At 44.6% G+C, this 19,966-nt stretch carries 22 protein-coding genes; 8 read left to right on the top strand and 14 right to left on the bottom strand.

Annotated features, from left to right (window positions below):
• Positions 1-26: 26 nt before the first annotated feature.
• From LGT40_RS07690 to LGT40_RS07675, 4 genes are all read right to left on the bottom strand, one after another.
• Complete coding sequence (locus LGT40_RS07690; RefSeq protein ID WP_226074992.1) at positions 27-449, bottom strand: GFA family protein; 423 nt, start codon at positions 447-449, stop codon at positions 27-29.
• 355 nt (positions 450-804) lie between these two features.
• Positions 805-2,151, bottom strand: a complete 1,347-nt coding sequence (locus LGT40_RS07685; RefSeq protein ID WP_226074983.1) for a diguanylate cyclase domain-containing protein — start codon at positions 2,149-2,151, stop codon at positions 805-807.
• A 367-nt stretch (positions 2,152-2,518) separates the two neighbouring features.
• Positions 2,519-3,334: an outer membrane protein gene (locus LGT40_RS07680; protein WP_226074967.1), complete on the bottom strand. Its 816-nt coding sequence runs from the start codon at positions 3,332-3,334 to the stop codon at positions 2,519-2,521.
• Positions 3,335-3,455: 121 nt separating this feature from the next.
• Positions 3,456-4,031 (bottom strand): phosphatidylglycerophosphatase A family protein, encoded by a 576-nt coding sequence (locus LGT40_RS07675; protein WP_226074965.1) that lies wholly within the window; start codon positions 4,029-4,031, stop codon positions 3,456-3,458.
• Between the two features lie 152 nt (positions 4,032-4,183).
• On the opposite strand from LGT40_RS07675, the gene LGT40_RS07670 reads away from it, so the two are divergent.
• Positions 4,184-5,296, top strand: a complete 1,113-nt coding sequence (locus LGT40_RS07670) for an aldo/keto reductase (RefSeq protein WP_226074963.1) — start codon at positions 4,184-4,186, stop codon at positions 5,294-5,296.
• On the opposite strand, the gene LGT40_RS07665 is transcribed toward LGT40_RS07670, so the two are convergent.
• From LGT40_RS07665 to LGT40_RS07645, 5 genes are all read right to left on the bottom strand, one after another.
• Positions 5,293-6,024, bottom strand: a complete 732-nt coding sequence (locus LGT40_RS07665; protein WP_226074961.1) for a class I SAM-dependent methyltransferase — start codon at positions 6,022-6,024, stop codon at positions 5,293-5,295. The genes LGT40_RS07670 and LGT40_RS07665 overlap by 4 nt on opposite strands.
• A gap of 64 nt (positions 6,025-6,088) precedes the next feature.
• Positions 6,089-6,862 carry a type I methionyl aminopeptidase gene (map, locus tag LGT40_RS07660; RefSeq protein ID WP_226074959.1) on the bottom strand — a complete coding sequence of 258 codons (774 nt, stop codon included), beginning with the start codon at positions 6,860-6,862 and terminating at the stop codon, positions 6,089-6,091.
• Positions 6,855-7,052, bottom strand: coding sequence for a TA system antitoxin ParD family protein (locus LGT40_RS07655; protein ID WP_438861569.1), 198 nt, complete (start codon positions 7,050-7,052; stop codon positions 6,855-6,857). The genes map and LGT40_RS07655 overlap by 8 nt, the downstream gene beginning before the upstream one ends.
• A 95-nt stretch (positions 7,053-7,147) precedes the next feature.
• Positions 7,148-8,044: an EamA family transporter gene (locus tag LGT40_RS07650; RefSeq protein ID WP_226074955.1), complete on the bottom strand. Its 897-nt coding sequence runs from the start codon at positions 8,042-8,044 to the stop codon at positions 7,148-7,150.
• A gap of 210 nt (positions 8,045-8,254) precedes the next feature.
• On the bottom strand, positions 8,255-9,229 hold the full coding sequence (locus LGT40_RS07645; RefSeq protein ID WP_226074953.1) for a GGDEF domain-containing protein: 975 nt from the start codon (positions 9,227-9,229) through the stop codon (positions 8,255-8,257).
• 320 nt (positions 9,230-9,549) lie between these two features.
• Here LGT40_RS07645 and LGT40_RS07640 point away from each other — a divergent pair, with 320 nt between their 5' ends.
• Positions 9,550-9,849, top strand: a complete 300-nt coding sequence (locus LGT40_RS07640) for a hypothetical protein (RefSeq protein ID WP_226074951.1) — start codon at positions 9,550-9,552, stop codon at positions 9,847-9,849.
• Between the two features lie 211 nt (positions 9,850-10,060).
• Here the strand turns inward: LGT40_RS07640 and LGT40_RS07630 are convergent, their stop codons facing one another.
• Positions 10,061-11,122 carry a bifunctional transcriptional activator/DNA repair enzyme AdaA gene (locus tag LGT40_RS07630; protein ID WP_285229321.1) on the bottom strand — a complete coding sequence of 354 codons (1,062 nt, stop codon included), beginning with the start codon at positions 11,120-11,122 and terminating at the stop codon, positions 10,061-10,063.
• Positions 11,123-11,412: 290 nt separating this feature from the next.
• Here LGT40_RS07630 and trxC point away from each other — a divergent pair, with 290 nt between their 5' ends.
• A complete protein-coding gene (gene trxC / locus LGT40_RS07625) occupies positions 11,413-11,853 on the top strand; it encodes a thioredoxin TrxC (protein WP_226074949.1) in 441 nt (146 codons plus the stop codon).
• Positions 11,854-12,315: 462 nt separating this feature from the next.
• Here the strand turns inward: trxC and LGT40_RS07620 are convergent, their stop codons facing one another.
• Together LGT40_RS07620 and LGT40_RS07615 are read right to left on the bottom strand one after the other, a co-directional pair.
• Positions 12,316-13,167, bottom strand: coding sequence for a PA4780 family RIO1-like protein kinase (locus tag LGT40_RS07620; RefSeq protein WP_226074947.1), 852 nt, complete (start codon positions 13,165-13,167; stop codon positions 12,316-12,318).
• A 130-nt stretch (positions 13,168-13,297) separates the two neighbouring features.
• Positions 13,298-13,639, bottom strand: a complete 342-nt coding sequence (locus LGT40_RS07615; RefSeq protein ID WP_226074944.1) for a Fis family transcriptional regulator — start codon at positions 13,637-13,639, stop codon at positions 13,298-13,300.
• A 100-nt stretch (positions 13,640-13,739) separates the two neighbouring features.
• Between LGT40_RS07615 and LGT40_RS07610 the strand changes: the two genes are divergently transcribed.
• Positions 13,740-14,078: a DUF3144 domain-containing protein gene (locus LGT40_RS07610; RefSeq protein ID WP_226075518.1), complete on the top strand. Its 339-nt coding sequence runs from the start codon at positions 13,740-13,742 to the stop codon at positions 14,076-14,078.
• 133 nt (positions 14,079-14,211) lie between these two features.
• Here LGT40_RS07610 and LGT40_RS07605 read toward each other — a convergent pair whose 3' ends face one another.
• Positions 14,212-15,765: a lytic transglycosylase domain-containing protein gene (locus LGT40_RS07605; RefSeq protein WP_226343186.1), complete on the bottom strand. Its 1,554-nt coding sequence runs from the start codon at positions 15,763-15,765 to the stop codon at positions 14,212-14,214.
• Positions 15,766-16,446: 681 nt separating this feature from the next.
• On the opposite strand from LGT40_RS07605, the gene LGT40_RS07600 reads away from it, so the two are divergent.
• On the top strand, positions 16,447-17,292 hold the full coding sequence (locus LGT40_RS07600) for a DNA ligase (RefSeq protein WP_226074941.1): 846 nt from the start codon (positions 16,447-16,449) through the stop codon (positions 17,290-17,292).
• Positions 17,293-17,306: 14 nt separating this feature from the next.
• On the opposite strand, the gene LGT40_RS07595 is transcribed toward LGT40_RS07600, so the two are convergent.
• Positions 17,307-17,648, bottom strand: a complete 342-nt coding sequence (locus LGT40_RS07595) for a thioredoxin family protein (RefSeq protein WP_226074939.1) — start codon at positions 17,646-17,648, stop codon at positions 17,307-17,309.
• Positions 17,649-17,932: 284 nt separating this feature from the next.
• Here LGT40_RS07595 and LGT40_RS07590 point away from each other — a divergent pair, with 284 nt between their 5' ends.
• From LGT40_RS07590 to LGT40_RS07585, 3 genes are all read left to right on the top strand, one after another.
• Positions 17,933-18,346, top strand: coding sequence for a cupin domain-containing protein (locus LGT40_RS07590; protein ID WP_226074937.1), 414 nt, complete (start codon positions 17,933-17,935; stop codon positions 18,344-18,346).
• A gap of 236 nt (positions 18,347-18,582) precedes the next feature.
• Positions 18,583-18,669 (top strand): small membrane protein YohP, encoded by an 87-nt coding sequence (locus LGT40_RS16790; protein WP_482930553.1) that lies wholly within the window; start codon positions 18,583-18,585, stop codon positions 18,667-18,669.
• Positions 18,670-18,974: 305 nt separating this feature from the next.
• The gene (locus LGT40_RS07585; RefSeq protein WP_226074935.1) at positions 18,975-19,826 is read left to right on the top strand and encodes a hypothetical protein; all 852 of its coding nucleotides are present in this window, start codon (positions 18,975-18,977) and stop codon (positions 19,824-19,826) included.
• The last annotated feature ends 140 nt before the right edge of the window (positions 19,827-19,966 follow it).

The following is a 19,966-nucleotide window of genomic DNA, read 5'->3' as shown; positions in this document are numbered from 1 at the left end:
TATAAACACAAAGGATTATTGCTCCGTCAGTTGCCACTGAATTGAGCGATAATCTCTGCTTCTGTGAGGTTTCTGGTATTTTCGGCAAATGAGTAATAAGCGGGTTTATTATCGATAAATACCTGTTCAGCCAATTGCCACTGTTGCTTTTCATCAAACAGTCCTACCGGTATGGCATAAAACCCACCCTGCTTGAAGCGATAAAACAGATGTGTACCACATTGCTGACAAAAGCCCCGCTCTGCCCAATCGGATGAGCTGTAAACACCAATATTCCGGTCGCTTTCAAAATGTACATCGTCTTCACATTCCACCACTAAAAGTGGACCACCGCCCCACTTCCGGCACATATCACAATGACAAGCTCCCACATGATTACTTTTGGGTTTTGCGGTGATTGTTACAGCACCACAAAGGCAACTGCCGCTTTGTTCAGTGGTAATATTCATGCTTTTCTCCTTGAAATCAGTCTAGGTATGAGATTAATAACGCCAGATTTTGCTGAATGCAGGTTTGCAAAAAATTTCGTTAATTTATATCAACACAACCCACTAATTTGTGACTGACTTTTCTAACGCATAAGCAACCCATTGAAATATTAAGCCTTCACTTCATTGTCAGCATTAAACATCAGTTGGAACATTAACTCCGGCTCAATTCTATGAGCTGATAGCCACTTTAATAATTAATTTCCAAAATAACTTTTTTCTCACTCGTAAGAATTTCTCTATTCAATGGTCACTTTGATGGAGAGGTTGCTTTTGCCCAGTTGTCACTTAACTTTAGCAAGATATCAAACATAGCTTAAGAAGCTGAACCTTTGTCTTGCATATCGAATGCCTGATGAAAATGTATATGATTAGAACCGGATTTTTTGGCTTTATACATAGCATGATCGGCGGCTTCCAGCATCGCAATCGAAGAAATCGTCGTATTATTAAAAAGTGAGATTCCTATGCTGGCAGAAATATGAACAGGCATTTGCACAAGATGGAATGGCACCGCTATCGCGTCAATTATCGATTGCGCCACCAGCTCAACATCTTTTTGCTGCTGAGCACCAGTGAGGATAATAGTAAATTCATCTCCGCCAAGCCGGGCCACAGTATCTTCATCACGGACACATTTAATCAGCCGTTCTGACACAAGCTGTAATACGCGGTCCCCAGCTTCGTGACCAAGTGTGTCGTTTACCTCTTTAAACCCATCCAGATCCATAAACAGTACTGCAAGTGGAATATTGCTACGCTTGGCATGTTTGACCTCCTGTTCCAGGCGATCCAGAAAAAGACGTCGATTGGGCAGCCCGGTTAGCAAGTCATGATGTGCGTTGTGCCATATTTTTTCTTCTGCCAGCGCTTGTTCGGTGATATCCCGGGAAATGCATACAGTGGCTTCGATGTTTTGCTGCTCATCCAGGACGGGTGCCAGCAGATACTCAAATCTTTCGCCCTGACCAGAGCTGAAGGTATGTACAAACTTTCCACGATAGGTCGTCTGGTCCGCTATCACCTTTTCCAGATTGTGCTGAAAATCAGATGCAAACGGAAATCCAAGATCAAAAGTAGATTTTCCAATGATCTCCAGAGGTTCCAGAGCGAAAAGATCGGCTGTGGCTTTGTTTGCATAAATAAATTTGCCTTCAAGATCCAGCACATAAATTGGATCAGGCGAGGCTAAAAGAATGGCACCAAACAACCGTGTTTCCATTTCTTTTGCTGTTGCATACTGCTCCAGGGACTCGGCGACAGCCTGGTCAATCGCTTCATGAAACCGGGTAAGATCTTCAAGATCATGGTTCTGATTTGTTTTGTATGCTTTAGTCCACTGTGAGACTACGCTGGCCCGAAGCGCCCTGAACTCGGAAACGGTCTCCATGACGCTGAAACCACTTATATGTCGAGCACCGCCGTGTACTTCTGCCCAAGATTCATTGTCATCCGCTGGTTCATGCCCTTTCGATTTGGCGACCTGTTCTGTTTCGCTTTGAGGCGTATCAAGATCATCTGCAATCGCCAACAGCATATCTCTGGCATGATCACGCAGTCCTGATTTACTCATATGTTTTCCACTCAGGAGTGTTTTGGCAAACGCTTCCCAATCCTGCAGAATCAGCTCTATTTGTGCTCGGATAAAATCAGCTAATCGCATTACTCATCTGCATTTTTGACTCACATTGAGGGTAGGGAAAATTAAGATGGAGGTGGTCAGCAATTCGATTGCAGACAGAGAAAACAGTTTCGCACATTTTAATTTATTGCATCAAAAAATTAGCTTCATACCCATTAAAAGCCATCATTTCAAGTATTCACATCAGCATGATTGCACGGAATAGCTAAACATTTCATAACTCAGAATGACACTAAAAGCCGAGCCGGCTAAATATACAGCCCAATTACTGGATGTTTTAACAAAGGAAGTAATTTTAGAGACTTATCAAAATAAAAGCCGATCGACTAAAGCGATCAGCTTTTATTTTTATTTATATATCATCCGTTTTAATGATATTAGATGCTTCCTAGAACTGGTAAGCAACACCTACTGAAAGGATCTGGGTTTTAAGATCGACAGAACTTTTCAAATCATTTGCAAGCGTTGGTGAAGCTGGATTGGTTACCAATGCTGTTGTGTCAGCTTTTCCATAATCCGCATACAGATACTCTGCTCGGATGGTCCAACTCTCGGTTAATGCATATTCCCCGCCCAGACCTATTACCCAGCCTAGCTTGGTGTCATTATCTGAATCGCTACCAAAAGCGCCGCCAGCCCCGGAAAAATCATCCGAAAATGTTGCATCCATTCGGATTCGAGTAGCAGCGACACCACCGGTAAGATACGCCAACCAGCGTTTTTCAGCCCAACCTACACGAGCACGTAATGAAGCTTGCCAGTCAGCTTTCACGGAAATTTCATTAGTAAAGCTTGAAGTTGGACTTGACTCGTAGATTTCACCTGATGAAGCGGATTCATCAAAGCTTAAACTGTTCACACCAGCTTCAACCCCGACATATAAATTATCAAACTGCTTGCCATAACCACCAAATAACCCTGCACTCAATCGTGATTGTGAAGCACTCTTATCCGCCGCTTCAGCAATTTGCTCAGGATCTGGCGGTGTGAAATAAGACCCCACAAAACCGTCAGAGGTTGACGCATCAAATGATCCACGACTATGAGCCGCGCCAAGACTTCCGCCGATGTATGATCCAGACCAATCATAATCCTGAAGTGTCTGGGCTTGAACATTTGTCATTAAACTTAAAGTCGCCAAAAGCCCTAAAACAGGCAAAGTTTGATGGGAATGAATTGCCAATGTCATTTTGCTGTTCGACATTTTTTGTTTCCTTACTTGTAACGTAAATCTAACCTTATTGATGGTGATGCTGCTTCCTCATTTTATAGAAGCTATTCGCTAAATAGGGTGTACTTGTTGTCAACAATACTGAAACTATCTTCTATTGTCGACGATACCACTGCCAGCCAATACTGAAGACAAGCAAGGTCCACAGGCTGGCAACCACATCATCCAACACGATTCCCACGCCTCCAGGTAAGGATTCAGCCGCACGGGCTGGGGGTGGTTTAGTCCAGTCAATAATGCGGTTTGTCATAAAAATACCCGCCAGCATGACAGGATGTTGATGAACGGGAAGACCAATCGTTGCCAGGGGAAAGGTAAGCAACTCATCCGCCACGATTGATGGTGCATCTTTAGTCGCGAAATAGTTTTCGCCGTATTCGCTTATCGGAATTGCGACAATAATCAGTAAAGCAACAGCAATCACCTGTTTTGTAATACTCAGTCGGCTGATCAATAGACTAAGCAGGATGCCGCCGAGGGCGCCCGCGGTGCCAGGAATTAACGGTACACACCCTAACCCCAAACCAATCGAAAGCATCACCATAGCGTTATCTGAACTGACACCACATAAGGTTTGATTTGATAAAGCTAAATACAAACCGATGCATACTGCAGTAATACAGAGTATGACCAGCGAAATGATCACTTTTTTACCAGGTTGTCGATTCATGCTTCACCCGAAATGTAGGTAGTGTTAACATCAGACTACAACACCTTACCCCATTTAAGTTTCTGGGATAGCGCCGTTTTTATCCAGAATACTCAAAATCACTATCCCTGTTACATCCCACCAAGCGAACCATTCCCAACCGGAGGCGAAGCATGGAAAGACGAGATTTTCTGACAGCAGTCGCAGGTACTGGCCTGGCATTATCCCCCTTATTATCAGCAGCAGCGACATCAGGCTCAGTAAGAGCACCCGAAGCATTGCCTGTCAATAGTGATCAATCCAAACGGTATCGTCCCACACATCGAATAGGCCTCGGCGGCGCGATCGGGCTGGGGAATATGCGAAGGGTATTAACAGAAAAAGAGGCTTTTGAGTTATTGCAAACCGCCTGGGAGGAAGGTATTCGTTACTATGACACCTCACCGTGGTATGGCTTGGGCATCAGCGAACGTCGTCATGCCATGTTACTGGCAGCCAAGGAATTAGGCTCTTATGAAATCTCTTCCAAGATTGGTCGACTTCTGGAACCCGATCCTGGTTATGACCATGATGGCTGGGAAGGCGTTAATAATTTTAATTACACATACGACTACAGCGCCTCCGGCACCCGCCGCTCTATTGAAGACAGTTTGCAACGTATGGGCGTGCCCAGTCTGGATATGGTGTTTATTCATGATTTATCTCCCGATAACGTGGACATGGGAGAGAACTGGAGAGACTATTTTCAGACAGCGTTGAATGGTGCCATGCCGGAACTGATCAAAATGCGCGAGGAAGGTCTGATTAAAGGCTGGGGAATGGGGGTGAATACAATTCCACCCGCTCAAGCAGCCATTGAGCAATCCGATCCAGATGTGATCCTTCTCGCGACACAATATTCGTTACTTAAACATGATGATGCGCTTAACCGTTTATTCCCCTTGGCCGAACAACGTGAGGTGTCATTTGTACTGGGCGCACCGCTCAACTCTGGCTATTTAGCCGGTAATAATTATTACAACTACAAGAAAGGCGCACCCGAACACATCCATCAAAGACGTGAGCAATATCGTAAGCTGGCAAAAGAAATGAATATAGACTTACGCACAGCAGCCTTACAGTTTTGTAATACACCTAATGTCGTTAGTGCGATTTTGCCCGGTGCCAGCAAACCCGAGCATATTCGCGAAAATATGGCTTCGCTTTCCGCCAGCATACCAAGTGAATTTTGGGAAGCAGCCAAACGAAAGGGCTTGATCGAGGAGAATGCGCCGGTGCCGGTTTAATCCGCCCCTCCCTTCTCTCTATCTTGGTTTACGATTTTACTGCCAGTTTTGGCAAACCATGCATGGATTAAACCTGCTTGAAAAAACGGCACGGGTGCGTCAAAACCTGCTGCCTGGATGAGCGAGGCAACACTATCAGGCGGCAGAATCGCAACATCTTTGGCATAAGCTTCTTTGATACGATTCTGCTTTTCGATTGAAATGTCCGCGCCCGCCATCATGTTCATCCAAGCCTGAAGTAACGCTTCAAAAGATCCTGGCTCTGCTGACAGATCGGCACTGGCCAATAACCCATCTGGTTTTAGTCTGCCGGCAATCTCAGCAAATAATTCTGTGCGAATTTGTTTATCCAGAATAAATTGAGACACCAGAAAACACGTTGCCGCGTCATAAGATTCTTGTCCGGGTAGTGAGTCAAGATAACCTTCATGGAAATCGCAACGATTGGTCATGCCCTCTTCATCAACGCGTTGTCGACAAACAGTTAACATGGCGCCTGATGGTTCAACCGCTGTAAAGTGCCAATGCGGAAATTTCCTGCCAAGATAAATCAGCTCTTTCCCTGTTCCAGCACCCACACAAAGAATACGAGCCGTCTCGGGAAGTGGCGCAAATACCGATTCCAGAAGAAAATATAATCCATTATTAATAGGCGCCATCTTTGCCCATTGCTGATCATAGCTTTCTGCTTGTTGATCAAAAATTTCTTTAAGTTCTTCTGGCTGCATTTATCTGTTTTACCTTTTTAAGTTTAAGGATTGATGAAATGAGTGCTCCAGAGAATCAGCATTGCTAAACACGCTCTTCATCGCGCAGCGTCAGCACTTCATAACCGTTCGATGTGACCGCGATGGTGTGCTCGCATTGGGCAGATAATTTTTTATCACTGGTCACGACCGTCCAGCCATCTTTTTTTACTTTCACTTTGGCTTTTCCCTGATTAATCATTGGCTCAATGGTAAAGGTCATGCCTTCCTGCAAAACCATTCCCGTAGCCGGCCTTCCATAATGCAAAACAGCAGGCTCTTCATGCATTTCCCGCCCGATCCCGTGACCACAATATTCCCGAACAACGGAATATCCATGCTTCTCGGCAAAGTGCTGAATCGCATAGCCGATATCACCTAATGTCGCCCCAGGTTTGACGACACGAATTCCTTGCCACATTGCTTCATAAGTTTTAGCCACCAAACGCTTCGCTAGCGGCGAAACATCACCGATCTGGTACATTTTGCTGGAGTCCGCAATAAAGCCATCCTTCTCCAAGGTGATATCCACATTGATAATATCGCCCGATTTCAGCTGCTGATTGTCTGATGGGACGCCATGGCACACCACATGATTAATGGAGGTGTTCAGCACATATTGGTAACCATACTGACCTTTACTTGCCGGGCGAGCTTTCAATTGATCAACAATATAGCGCTCTGCCAAGTTGTTAATATCCATTGTCGAGATGCCCGCTTTTACATGATTATCGAGATAACTGAAAACCATAGCGAGTAGACGCCCGGCTGTTCGCATTAACGCTAATTCGGCAGATGTTTTAAGCGTGACCTTAGCCACCGACAATCTTCTTTATATCCACATCGGCATGCTGCATTTGCGCCCTGACAATCTCCGAAAACGTCAGACCGGGATTCGCCTCCGCCAACATTCCTATTTTTATCCAATATTCTGCTTGAGCATTGATGGAGCGGACCATAACCGAGCTGGACTTACGAATCTCTTCGTGTAACTCATCGCTTATTTTCACGATACCCATGGAAACCCTTAATATATGAAACGTATACGGATCATATATATTGACTAGCAGACTGTAAATCAAATTTGTTTTTCTCTTATTACCTCTTAGCTCTGCATCATCACGATACCCGTCAGTGCAGCAGCTACCCCGATTATTTGAACCCATGTAGCTCGCTCTTTAAGTATTAAGAAAGCGAGAATGGCCGTTGGAATCGGAGATAAAGCCCCGGCAACGCCTGCCACTGAAAGCATCCCTAAATTAGCAGCAATGACGAATGTGAGTGTACCCAAAGTTTGGAACAGGCCAACCACCATAACGATTGGCAAATTGCTTCTATCAAAAAATAAATTCGGTTTTAATACCGGGATCAAAACAGCAACGGTTAATGCTGATGCCACAGTAGCGGCTGCCGCCGGCCATAACGGAGAACTGGATTGGGCCTGCCCAAGAAAAACAAAGAAAAGCCCAAACCATAAACCGGCGCCAGTCGCTTGCACTATGCTGCGATCGTAAGCCAAAAATCCGCGTTGCAAAGCATAAAAGGAAACTGATTTGATCTTTTTTTCAGAATTTTTTAGGACACTTTCATCTGGAGATTTTTCGCCACTGCTGACCAGGGCAATGGCGACAACTACCAGCATTATGCCAAGTATTGCCATCGTAGAAGGGCGCTCACCCAGCCAATAACCGATCACGAAAGGAATAATGGCTGTCCACACTCCAGTAACAGCTGCCACCACACCCATCCTTCCATTGGATAGAGCACGATAATAGAGAATAAATCCTGATCCGAGCATGGCGCCTGCGGCAGCTCCCCAGGCAAGATCGAAAATATCTGGCGTCCCGCCAAAAAACACTGCCGATACGCCAATGACCACCGATCCAATAGATTGTGAATAGAGGGTCAATGTCAGTGGCGACATTTTTCGCCCTACTAAACCACCAAGAAAATCGGCAATACCAAAACTTAAGGCGGTTAACAGACCGAAAAACAGCATCATAAACTCTACTCCAAATAGTTCAAAAGCAGTGAAGCGTTTAACCATCATTGGATAAAGCTATGGATGTGGTTGAAACGGTAGGTTACCGCATCGGTCTAAAGACCTATATAAGATTTAATGAGTACTACTTTCGCGTAGTTGTTTAAAGGCCGATCTTATTTCCCTTAGATACTAAGTGCACCAGCTTATTAAGCTTAGTATCCATGATAATTATTCATTCACCACAACCCTATTTCGGCCTGAATCTTTGGCGCTGTATAGCATGCGATCTACGCTTTGCAGCAGGCTTTCCTGATTCTGATCTAACTCAAATTCGGTGACACCAATACTGCATGTCAGAGAAATCTTGAATCCATCTTTTTTACAAAAATGATGCTGCTCAATATCCAGCCTGATGCGTTCTGCAAGTCTTTTTGCATCTTCAAGATCGGTCTCGGGTAACAATAAGAGAAATTCTTCACCACCATAGCGTCCCAACACATCAGTACTTCTGCACGCATCCGACAAAATTGTCGCCACTTCAATTAAAACAGTATCGCCATAGAGATGACCATATTGATCGTTTACATGTTTAAAGTGATCAAGATCGACCATCAATAAACTTAATTTATGTTGATAGCGAACTGCCCTGTCCACTTCTATGGTCAAGCGATCCATTAACCCACCACGATTCAATACACTGGTCAAAGAGTCGGTTCGAGCCAGGTGTTGAAGCTCTTTGGTGCGGTCTAAAACACGCTGCTCAAGCAATTGATTGGCTTCAAGCAACTCATGTTTCGCCTGAAGTAACGCTTCATTTTTCGTGCGAAATTCATCATTACTGGGAATCACCAGCGCCTTTGGGATCAATCGCCAAATCAGCATGGCTGTCAAAATAGATACCAATCCAGTAGCGAACTTGGCTATGCCCTCAATGTAATAATAGCCCTGCCAAATATTGACTAGAGAAATTAAGTGGGTGACCCCGCAAAGAAAAATGAAAGCGGCAAACATGATAAAGATCCAGTTAAAAGCGAGATCAGTTCGTTTTTTAACTAAATATATAAGTGCTAAAGGAATAACAAAATAAGCAAAGACAGTTAGAACATCGCCCGTTACATGAAGAAACAAGAGATCGGGTAACCATTGCAGACAATGTCCATGAGGCATGAAGCTGCCATTAAATAATTTATTGACTAAATCCATCCAAATCTCCGATGAGAAAGTGCTGTGAATAGCTCAAAACTTGACTGAGTCATAAACAACAGTTAATCCACCGAGCAGAATGAATGCCATAACAAACATTAAACAAAATAGAAATTCATGACACTTGCAACTGATTTGTATGATTATCCGAAGGAAATGAAAGCGCGTAACAACTAAAGAGACAGACCCTACGACAGAATTTGTAAGCCGTGTTTTTGATCTGGCGCAATATAACTATATTTCTCCGGCGTATACTAGATTTTCACAGTAAACAGGAAGTTAACTGTCATAGATATTTCATCTTTATGAGGTACGAAGTCATGAAAAAATTCATTTTAATCCTATCCCTGATGACCTTAACCGCTTTTTCCACAACTAACTTTGCCGGTGGACAAGGCCAGGGTGACGGTAAAGGCAAAAAGCAGCAAGAACAGATGCAGCAATATGACGGCGAAGGCGAACAAATACGTGAACGTCAGCAGGAACACGATCCGCAAGACATGGATCAGCAACGAACAATGGAACAAGAACGCAAGGAGCTAGGCAAAGGTTCAGATCAGGGCGAAGCCAGAGAAGAGCATCGGAGAAAGTGGTGGAAATTTTGGGGAAATGACGAATAGCCATCTTCAACAATCTGATATTGATTTCACCATTACAGGTTTCGGATGATGTGGAATAAAGCAGTCGTTTGCTAAAGCAAGCGACTGCTTTTTTCTGTGTTTTTGCAAAGAAGACAACCAACATTCAGAAGCTGGCTAATAGAATCCATCGGCAATTCTTGCTATGCAGTTATTCCTAACAATAAGATTGGTTGATTCTGTAGATGTGAAATCAAATTAAATCAAGCTGTCGACGTTCATGCTCCAGCAACCAATGTTTGCGTTCCAAGCCACCACCATACCCCGTTAACATTCCGTTTTTCCCAATCACCCGATGACAAGGAAGCATAATGGCGACACGGTTACAACCATTGGCAGATGCAACTGCCCTTACTGCTTTTGGGTTTCCGATACGCTCAGCCTGCGCCTGGTAACTGGTGGTTTCTCCGTAAGGAATCTGTTTTAACACTTCCCAAACCTGTGTTTGAAATGCTGTGCCCGGGGTTTGCAAAGCAACAGTAAAGTGTTGCCGAGTGCCTGCAAAATACTCTTCCAGCTGTTGTTTTGCTTGTCTGGTATGCTCATTTTCTCCAGTCACAATCACAGCGTTTAGCAACCTCTGAAGATCTTTGAATTCAGTTTCGAGCATACGCCGATCCACAAATTCCAGTAAACAGACTCCATGCTCTGTCGCACCAACAAACATAGGTCCCAATGGCGTGGTAAATCGATTTATCGTTATTATGTTGTTCTCCAGGCAGTTTGCTGGTGACCGCCCCATTAATTTCTTGAAGGTATAGCCAAAGCCACTGAGTGATTCATAACTGGTATTAAAAGCAGTATCTGTCGCGGTTCTCCCCTCTTTCAATTCCTGAAATGCCGTATTAATGCGATACATCCGCTGGAACGCTTGAAAAGTCATACCGTAGTTCTGTTTAAACCAGCGACGAATCTGCTCTGGGCTCATCCCGAGTTGCTGCAACTGGTAATCCGAAATTTTTTCCTTCGGATGACTTCGAACCAATTCAATCGCAGCGGCCACCTGCTGGGGAGCCTCATTGGCATTCTCGGTCGGACGACAAATTTTGCACGGCCGATAACCAGCATTTAGCGCATCTTTAAATGTACTATAGAACTCGACATTCTCAGGTTTGGGTTTTCGGGCACGGCAGGATGAAATACAAAAAATGCCGGTAGTGATCACACCGGCATAGAAAATCCCCACATAGGCTTCATCGCGATTGAGCAATGCTTGATAGTAGTTTTTCACCTTGCCCGGGTTTTGAATACGCATAAGGTCGTCCGTCGTTACCAGTACTCGGCAACATACTCCCCGGCTAGTGGCTCTGCCAACCGAAAAATCGACAAGTATTTTTATAGCAAGCTGCAATTAACATTTTAATAACAAAGCCTTAACCAACAGTCAGCTCGAAATATTGACGGTTATTGCCTCGTTGCATGATGTCGTGAGGCAGATTGATAGAACCAATCATGGAAGAATAGCTTACCCATCATTTTCACGCTGGCATGTCTGTCGAGTCGGGTTATCATATAGGATGAATCTCGTTACCGGGAGAAAACAGAATGGCTGACTCTGTCCACATCGTGTGTCCACATTGCGTGTCTGTGAACCGCATCCCATCATTGCGTCTTAAAGATAAACCGCTCTGCGGACACTGCAAGAAAAACCTGTTTACCAAAAAACCGGTCGATCTCGACCAGCGCAGCTTCGAGCGCCATATAAAGCGTAGCGATATCCCGCTGCTGGTCGACTTCTGGGCCGATTGGTGTGGTCCGTGCAAGATGATGGCGCCTGCTTTCGCCCAGGCAGCTGAGCAACTTGAGCCTCGTGCTCGCCTGGCCAAGGTTGACACCGAAGCACAGCAGAATCTGGCAGGACAGTTCAATATCCGCAGTATTCCTACAATGATTCTGTTCAAGGGTGGTAAAGAAGTGGCCCGTCAGTCAGGCGCAATGGGGACGGCCGATATCCTGCGCTGGGTCGCTCCCCATCTGGCTGGCTGACCATATGCGGTAATACTTAGGAAATTTTAAATAGATGCGGGTTGTTTCGAATGAATTTTCGAATCAGCCTCTAAGCAAATGCATTAGAACTTCCTCACAGAGTATCTGGCCTTACACTGACCCCGGTCATTATTCATTGACCGGCTTGTTTGAGATATCATCTGTCCACTTTCTGGTTAGATATTTTGGTCATCTGCTGGGAGTACATCGGAAAAAAACATTAAGGCTGCTCATGTAATCTCCTGTTAACAGAGGTTGATAGCACCCATACAACCCGTATGGGGGGGAAAGAGTGTCGCCTTTGACGCGTTTATTAGCATTCATTCTGATGGCTCTGTCAGTGCCCAATCCCCAGGAATAAAGCAGAGTAAACAATAAATGAAGTTAATAAAGAAGGAATACGATAAAAACCGATCAGCGGCAGCCAACTTGTTTTTTTATAAAATTAATATGACTTAACCTTTAATCATCCTTATCACGTAACCACAGTTGTCTTTCTTGTTCTTCAGCCAGGATCGCTTTGATTTCAAGCATCACCCCATCCACATCCGCGGCTTGGGTGTCTTCTTCAAATAGGCCAGTAAGTTCTGTATCAGGCAGTAAGTCACCATTTTCGAAGAGCGACCAGATTTCTTTTTCGAAATGCGTATGGTGTAATTGGGGGGCGAACTGAGCATAGTAACGTGTCATATTTTGCACATCACGCGTTAACATGGCTTGGGCATTATTATTTGCCACGGCATTCACAGCCTGGGGCAGATCGATAATCACCGGGCCGTGCGCATCAACCAGCACATTAAACTCTGACAAATCGCCATGAACTAAACCTGCACAGAGCATTTTCTTCACCGAATGCATCACCATCATGTGGTCTTCAATGGCTTGCTCGGCAGACATGGATACGTCATTGAGGCGCGGTGCAACATCGCCCTCCTCATCCGTAATCAACTCCATCAATAACACGCCGTTCATGCAATCATAGGGTTGAGGCACTCTCACACCAGCACTGGCAAGCAAATACAGCGCATCGACTTCGGCATTTTGCCAGGTTTCTTCTTGCTGCTGACGACCAAATTTAGAGCCTTTCTCCATCGCCCGGCCGCGGCGACTATTGCGGACTTTTCGCCCTTCCTGGTATTGAACGGCTTTTTTAAAGCTACGCTTGGCGGCGTCTTTATAGACTTTGGCACAGCGTATTTCCTCACCACATCTCACGACATAGACATCGGCTTCTTTGCCGCTCATTAAGCGACTGATTACCTCGTCCACTAAGCCGTCATCAACGAGTGGCTGAATTTGTTTTGGTATTTTCATTATTCGGTTTTTATCGCTCAAACGTAATCGAGAAGAGTATAAACTACAGCCGCTTGTTTAAATCAGTTGCTGACTAATGCTAGCTTACTTGTGGATGTATGAAGTCTTGTTCTGAGCTGGTTACTCTTGGTTAACCCAATCTTAGCGCCCAATTTCCATTGTGCTGTCGAAGACAATCCTCTTCGGTATCGTAAGAGATATGCTCAACAAGGCGTTTGAGTTTGATATGCATCGTCCTAAATTCAGAACTAATAAGTGATATCAACGCTTGGCTATCATCTGATCGAAGATAACTGTTCAAATTTTCGTTTGTATCAAATACGCAAACCACCATTAAGCTATTTGGAAAATCATCATAGTTCACCAAGTGCGTTAGCCACTGAAAACCGGCAATATCTTTTAATGCCTGTTCACATACATCGGTCAATCTTAGCCGAAGTTCGTTATCAATTTTTTTATCTGTTTTACGCATAGTTCATATTTTAACTGGCTTTGCTAAAGCTGAATGGCTCAGGTTTTTCTATCTGATATGATGTTTGCGTTAAATCGGCTGATATAGCGAGTAAAGCCTCATCACGACGGCTATCAAATTTCAAATCAATAACATTAATGAGAGAGAAAGAATGAGTGAAAATGCATCAACAAAAACATTTCAACAACGTGTCGATGAATTCATTGCCCTTGCTAATCAACAAGCAGCAGACAGCAGTGTTGATGATGCCAATACCGCAGTTTTATTTTCAGCGGCCCGATTTAATGCTTTCAGTGTCGCCCGTTCTGTTGAAAGCGCAGAAAATCTGCAAGCCGAAAAACAAGCCGCAATTGAATACTTCACCCAACGTTACGCAGAAATGCTAAATCAAAACCTGGAAGAACATATTGCCCGTTTTGACAGCTTTAGACAGAAATAATCAATCGATAAAATGCTGTGACACAAAGCCCTGTTCACTTTAAACAGGGCTTTATGTTGATTGAAGGGCCTCAGAATTACCTTTGCAAAAGTGCAACGCTCTAATAGAAAAACCAAATGACCTGGCTGACGCTTTAATCTCTGGTCATTACCCCCCCAACCGCATAGCAGCTGGAGATGTCCGGCCATTTATCCTCCTTTATGGTTGTGTAATGCCTCCAGAACTCATAGTCGATGGCCTTCAATTGAGCGGGGGTATCTTCGCGACGGTATCGTGCCAATTGTCCCGGGCCGCCGTTGTAAGCAGCATAAGTTGCCTTTACCAAATTGTCCTCACCGCCGGGCTGCTCGTGCTCGCCTTTGCGGATCGCATAATCAACCATGTAATGGGTCAAAATGTCGATGCCGGCGTTCACATTGTAGTCGACCTCATCAACGAGACGGTCAAGATCATAGACCTTGCGCCAGACACGACCATTGATCTGCATCATGCCCACTGCACCTCCAGCTGAACGCAACACTTTAGGTTCACCACCCGCATCTACGAGCTGGCGCCAGCAGGATTCTTTCCATGCTGTGGCACGAACCAGGGGATCGAGTCGCTCTGCCATCATATCCGGAACGCCATCATTGTTAGTCAGCCAGGCACTGGATTGCTCTTGCAGCAAGCTGTCGACCAGTTCCAGATAGTCATTAAGATTATCCTGTCGCGGGACTAACCCTTTTAAAGCCTCAGCCGGGGAGATGCTCTCGGCATGAGCGGCCGGAAAAAGCCAGGACCCTACCCGGCCAAAACCACTGGAGATTTGTTCCGTTAATTCTGGTGTAAATACGGTCTCGTCTTTAGCATTAAATCCAAACAAATCGCGAAACTCAGGATCGACCTCCAAGGGTAACGGTGTAAAACTTGGCGGCGCTGCTTCGGCCAGCAGTAAACGGGCAAGTCTTCGCAGTCCATCACGGTTGATTTCAAAACCGTACTCAGGCCCGAGAGCGTCAAGTGCCCGTAACGCGTCACCACCCGCGATAAACGCGGCAAGCTTGAAATCCACTTCCAGTCCCGGAGTCTCCATACCTTCAAGTTCACTCATCAGTGGCCGTAACCGATCCCATGTTGTCAGGAACAGTTCTCGAACCGGATCATACTCAGGATCATCGACCGTCAATGCCTCGGCAATCGCGTGTCGTGCATCCAGCAGCACGGCGAGTAATTCAAGACGTAAGGCACGTGACTCCGTCGAGTAGGCCAGCGCCGAAATGATGGTGGTCAGAAAACCGTCTAACTCATCTTCAAGCGTTTGCCATTGAGCAAACTCGCTCTTGTCCAAAGTTGGCTCGGGCGCTTGATCAGTCGTTTCAGACGCACGAACCTGGAAAGCCAGCCAAGCCCTGAGGCCTGTTTCTTCTATCTGAAGACGGGTAATGTGGGTTCGCTGAATCAGGGACAGCTCACCACCCTGATCATTCCCCGGTCCGATCATTTGCTCGATCAATCCATCAAGGCTGTTCAGTGGCCCGGCCAGGTCAATTTGTACCCTTTTCATGCGCGGCAGCACCAGCGCATCGGCAATCAGCTGAACAGGTTTACTCAAGAGACCGGGCGTGCTATCCGGGCGGGATAACTCGATCGCAGCCGGCACAAACTCTATGCCCAGTCCCGATGCCATCACCTGTGGAGTCAGTTTCAAGGCAAGCCGGCCCTGCCACGGTTTCGGTCCCCGGCATGCACCAAGCACGTAGGCGCCGGTCGTGGCGGTCAATGCCATACCAACTGATAATTGGGCATCCTCGGTCATCACAACCATATCGGACAACTCAACCCGGTTGCATGGGTCATTGCTGATTGTGCTCTGGCCATTCTCATCGAATTCAAGGGCTCGACTGATCGCAGTCTGCAGATGAGCGGTTTCAGCCAGCAAAGGGATTTCAACTTCGCCCGCAGACAGCGCGTTCGGACTGTACAAAACGAAAAGCAGCCATCCAATATGTTTCATTCGATGTTCCAATGGTTAAAGCGTGATGATTTATGGGGCAGAGCCCGGCCCAGATACTGGTGTGTAATATTATGCCGCGCTTTTTAGAGAAGTGTTATGAAATACAACGTTCGAACATATTAAGGCTGATTGCCTTGTCATAGTAGTGGTCACCCATCAAATTTGAAATCAAACTCTTCGCCATCTCGCGGTGCTTTCAATTTGGTTACCAGGCGCCTTTATGATCAGTCCTAATCTTTGCATAGCATGTTCACACGCATATTTATCAGCGATGAAAGGACTCAATATGCGACATAATTTGCGGAATTGAGCCCTCTTACCCGATTATTATTGAACCAGTGTTAACCACAACAACTGACAAGCAAGGATGCATTTATGTCAAAACGGATTCTTTTATGTTTAGCGGTTTTGTATCTCACCGTTCACGTTTTCGCCGTTCAGGCAGAGACACCACCACAGGTACAACTGGCAAACCTTTATGACCAGGATAATGTCAGTGACATTAGCAACTATTTGGTCAGTGAAAAATACGATGGAGTGCGTGCCATCTGGACAGGCGAAAAACTGCTCACCAGGCAAGGTAACCCCATATCAGCGCCGGAATGGTTTACGGCTCCCCTTCCTGCGGTTTGGCTTGATGGTGAGCTATGGACACGGCGACAGGATTTCGACACGTTAAGCGGTATTGTACGAACCCAAACGCCAGACGATGACCTTTGGCGTGAAGTTAAATACATGGTGTTTGATATGCCTGATGCGGACCTTCCTTTTGAACAGCGCTATAACAACTATTCAAGCCTGGTCGAACAGATAAATGCTGACCATATTCAGGCCGTCAAGCAACAACGTTTTGACTCCAACCATGCGTTAAGTGAACACTTGCAAACGCTGGTTGAAAATGGTGCAGAAGGTCTGATGCTGCATTTAGCAACAGCAAAGCATCGCGCCAGCAGAAGCAATGCTGTATTGAAGTTAAAACCTTACTTTGATGACGAAGCTGAAGTCCTTGCGCATTTACCCGGTCAGGGTAAATACACGGGCATGCTTGGCGCGCTGCGAGTAAAGAATCAACAAGACATTGAGTTTTCTATTGGCACTGGGTTCACAGACGCGGATCGCGCGAACCCTCCACCTATCGGCAGTATCATCACTTATAAATACCATGGTTTCACAAAAAATGGCGTGCCCCGTTTTGCCAGCTTTTTACGAATCAGGGAGTAAAGAGAATTAAGGGGTCAGTCGCTTTGGTTGATTTTAGAGAATAATTGACGAACCTCGTCAGAACGTAACGGCCTCACGAGGCGAGCTACTTCATTCCCCTCGTGCAACCATATTAACGTCGGCCAAAGCTTTACCTTGAACATACGCCCCAGTCGTTTGCCTTTTCCATCATAGATTCTGTGATGTCGCAGTTCGGAATGTTCATTTACGACTTCGTTTATCGCCGAACTTGCCGCCAGACAGTGTCCACACCAAGGGGCACCAAACTCTAGTAAAACGTCACCGGACGATTCGCTAATTTGTTGAAAAGTAAATGCTTCTTCTGTGTACTCAGCGTTAGAAACAATATCATTCATCACATATACTCCCCACTATAAATAACAAGAATATTCAAAAGAGTCAGAACTTGGCCCATTTGATTTGAACAGGATACGGAAGCTTTGCTCGTTATTTATTTAGAACGACTACAAAACGCCAAAAGTGTTCGCAAGTCCTGATAGGCTGATATACAGCGCTGTCTATCACAAACTGTATTCCTCACGCCTTGATTGCTGTATTTTCAGTGACAACAACGGCGGCTATGGAAAAGATCAACAAACCCTGGTTTCCATATTCTGTATTAATAGGTAGAGAGTTTCGCATGCTGAGATTTAATGGCAGGTTGGGGATAGTATTGTTGGCTACTGCGAGCTATGCAATAGCAGATGAGCAGGCCTATAAAGGTCAGAATTTGTTACAGAGCGAAGTTGATGTGTTGGGCCAGCCGCTGGTCTACCCAAGCGGAACACCTCGGGTTACCTCAGATATCATTACTCTGGCACCGGGTGAAGCTGGCAAACCGCATATTCATCAGATCCCGATGTTCGCCTACGTGTTGTCCGGGGTAATTTCAGTGGATTATGGCGATCACGGCGTGCGCACTTATAAGCAGGGCGAGGCTTTAATGGAGGCTCAGAATATGGTGCATTTTGGTTTTAACAACAGCAGCGACCCCGTAAGCCTGCTGGTGGTCTATATTGGCAGTGCCGAATTGTCTAATGCTGAATTACCATGAAGCTGGTTTGGCTTGAGGAATCAAAAAGGAATTAAATCAAATTGGCTGCCCCATGATTTCTCTTTTGATTACATCTCGCCAAATAGCCCGTAAAAACCAAGTAGAACTTACTCGTTTTGGAAGGTACAAGTTAACTGATGTTATTGCTCACTATTTGAGAAGCATGCAAGTATGAATTGATAGTGAGCCAGAAGAAATCGGTTCACATCCATTGAAAACAACAAGGAGAAATTATCATGTTTAAATTCTTGGGCAGTGTAGTAGGTATTATTTTTATTATCGGATTGCTTGTCGTGATCGGCCTTTTTGCGTTGATTTTTTAACTCTGTTTTATTCTCGGCTTTCAAGATATCAAGGGGTAAAGTATCTCAAAACCAAATACTCTGCCCCTTTTGGTTTCGCCCCCTGCCAATAGCTATTTCCAACCCTGAATCCATTTTTCCTGGTTTTAAAGGAGTAAGTGTAATCAGACTAAATCAATTTGGATGCCTCCTTGATTCTCACCTTGATTTAAATTTTAATTAATTTGAGTTTTGTGAAGTATAGATTAAACTCTACCGAACCAACTTGGAATCACTGTATATAACTTAAGCTATTGAACTAATTAATTAAAATTGGCAGGGTTGTTTTGAATAAACGAGATAATATAAATAGTGAATTCGGCATTGTTGTATTGATGGATGCACTAGGTGTAAAAAATAATTCGGTGGAAGAGGCCAAAAAATTCATTTCTTTTATTAAAAATACACTTGGTTTACCTAATGTAGCTTTAAGTTCAATCGTTATAAGTTGTGAAGAATTAAAAGAATACTACGAGGAAAACCCACCTATCATTAGAACTTTTGGAGACACAATTTTAATTGCTTGGGAGATACTAGGTAAGGAAAACCCTAATCAAATACTTAAACTCTTGTCAGTTATAAGTCACTTAATCAATGGAATGATTGTAAATGGTATACACAAAGGTTTTTTACTTAGGGGAGCTATTTCTGTTGGTGACTTTCTTCATGATGAAAATACATTAATTGGGCCCGCGATAACTGATTCAGCTGAGTGGTTTGAAGAAGCAGACTGGTTTGGTTGTATTACTACCCCAAGTTGTACATTAAAAATTAACTCCGTAATAAATGGTATGTCAGTGTTTGGTATGCCCATATCACATGATTATATCGATTATGAAGTTCCATTAAAATCAGGGAAAACCATTAGGGTTTTGTCTACAAATTGGCCGGCATTGTTTTCACAGGTGACTCTAATCACTAATAGTAAGAGTAATGATGCTGGAAACATAGAAAATGTGGAGGTGTTTCTTCGGGCTTCTATTAGGTATCATCTTTCATGCTTGAGAATCCCAAAAGGTACTGAATCAAAATATAAACACTCCTTAGACTTCTTCGATTATTCCATTCAAAGCGATTTTATTAAAATGATATTAAGTGGTCAGCCACTGACCGATCCCCACGAAAATAATAAAGCTTAAACAACAAGATGTCCCGCCTCTGCATTGTTTGATAAGCCGTTTCCCACTTGATTTGTTTAAGCCTTAGTGTTGAACGAAATCAAGGGGTCAGCCACTGACCAATCCCCACGAAAAAATGAATCTAAACAATAAAGTAAGCA

The organism is Methylophaga pinxianii, assembly GCF_020447225.1.
GTDB lineage: Bacteria > Pseudomonadota > Gammaproteobacteria > Nitrosococcales > Methylophagaceae > Methylophaga > Methylophaga pinxianii.
The sequence above is the reverse complement of the archived record's forward strand: the minus strand, read 5'-3'. Positions and strand labels throughout refer to the sequence as shown.

Excerpts from the sequence above, each read along its gene's own strand:
- LGT40_RS07690 (WP_226074992.1), bottom strand. The coding sequence starts at position 449 with ATGAATATTACCACTGAACAAAGCGGCAGTTGCCTTTGTGGTGCTGTA.
- LGT40_RS07685 (WP_226074983.1), bottom strand. The coding sequence starts at position 2,151 with ATGCGATTAGCTGATTTTATCCGAGCACAAATAGAGCTGATTCTGCAG.
- LGT40_RS07680 (WP_226074967.1), bottom strand. The coding sequence starts at position 3,334 with ATGTCGAACAGCAAAATGACATTGGCAATTCATTCCCATCAAACTTTG.
- LGT40_RS07675 (WP_226074965.1), bottom strand. The coding sequence starts at position 4,031 with ATGAATCGACAACCTGGTAAAAAAGTGATCATTTCGCTGGTCATACTC.
- LGT40_RS07670 (WP_226074963.1), top strand. The coding sequence starts at position 4,184 with ATGGAAAGACGAGATTTTCTGACAGCAGTCGCAGGTACTGGCCTGGCA.
- LGT40_RS07665 (WP_226074961.1), bottom strand. The coding sequence starts at position 6,024 with ATGCAGCCAGAAGAACTTAAAGAAATTTTTGATCAACAAGCAGAAAGC.
- LGT40_RS07650 (WP_226074955.1), bottom strand. The coding sequence starts at position 8,044 with ATGATGCTGTTTTTCGGTCTGTTAACCGCCTTAAGTTTTGGTATTGCC.
- LGT40_RS07645 (WP_226074953.1), bottom strand. The coding sequence starts at position 9,229 with ATGGATTTAGTCAATAAATTATTTAATGGCAGCTTCATGCCTCATGGA.
- LGT40_RS07640 (WP_226074951.1), top strand. The coding sequence starts at position 9,550 with ATGAAAAAATTCATTTTAATCCTATCCCTGATGACCTTAACCGCTTTT.
- LGT40_RS07630 (WP_285229321.1), bottom strand. The coding sequence starts at position 11,122 with ATGCGTATTCAAAACCCGGGCAAGGTGAAAAACTACTATCAAGCATTG.
- trxC (WP_226074949.1), top strand. The coding sequence starts at position 11,413 with ATGGCTGACTCTGTCCACATCGTGTGTCCACATTGCGTGTCTGTGAAC.
- LGT40_RS07620 (WP_226074947.1), bottom strand. The coding sequence starts at position 13,167 with ATGAAAATACCAAAACAAATTCAGCCACTCGTTGATGACGGCTTAGTG.
- LGT40_RS07615 (WP_226074944.1), bottom strand. The coding sequence starts at position 13,639 with ATGCGTAAAACAGATAAAAAAATTGATAACGAACTTCGGCTAAGATTG.
- LGT40_RS07600 (WP_226074941.1), top strand. The coding sequence starts at position 16,447 with ATGTCAAAACGGATTCTTTTATGTTTAGCGGTTTTGTATCTCACCGTT.
- LGT40_RS07595 (WP_226074939.1), bottom strand. The coding sequence starts at position 17,648 with ATGAATGATATTGTTTCTAACGCTGAGTACACAGAAGAAGCATTTACT.
- LGT40_RS07590 (WP_226074937.1), top strand. The coding sequence starts at position 17,933 with ATGCTGAGATTTAATGGCAGGTTGGGGATAGTATTGTTGGCTACTGCG.
- LGT40_RS16790 (WP_482930553.1), top strand. The coding sequence starts at position 18,583 with ATGTTTAAATTCTTGGGCAGTGTAGTAGGTATTATTTTTATTATCGGA.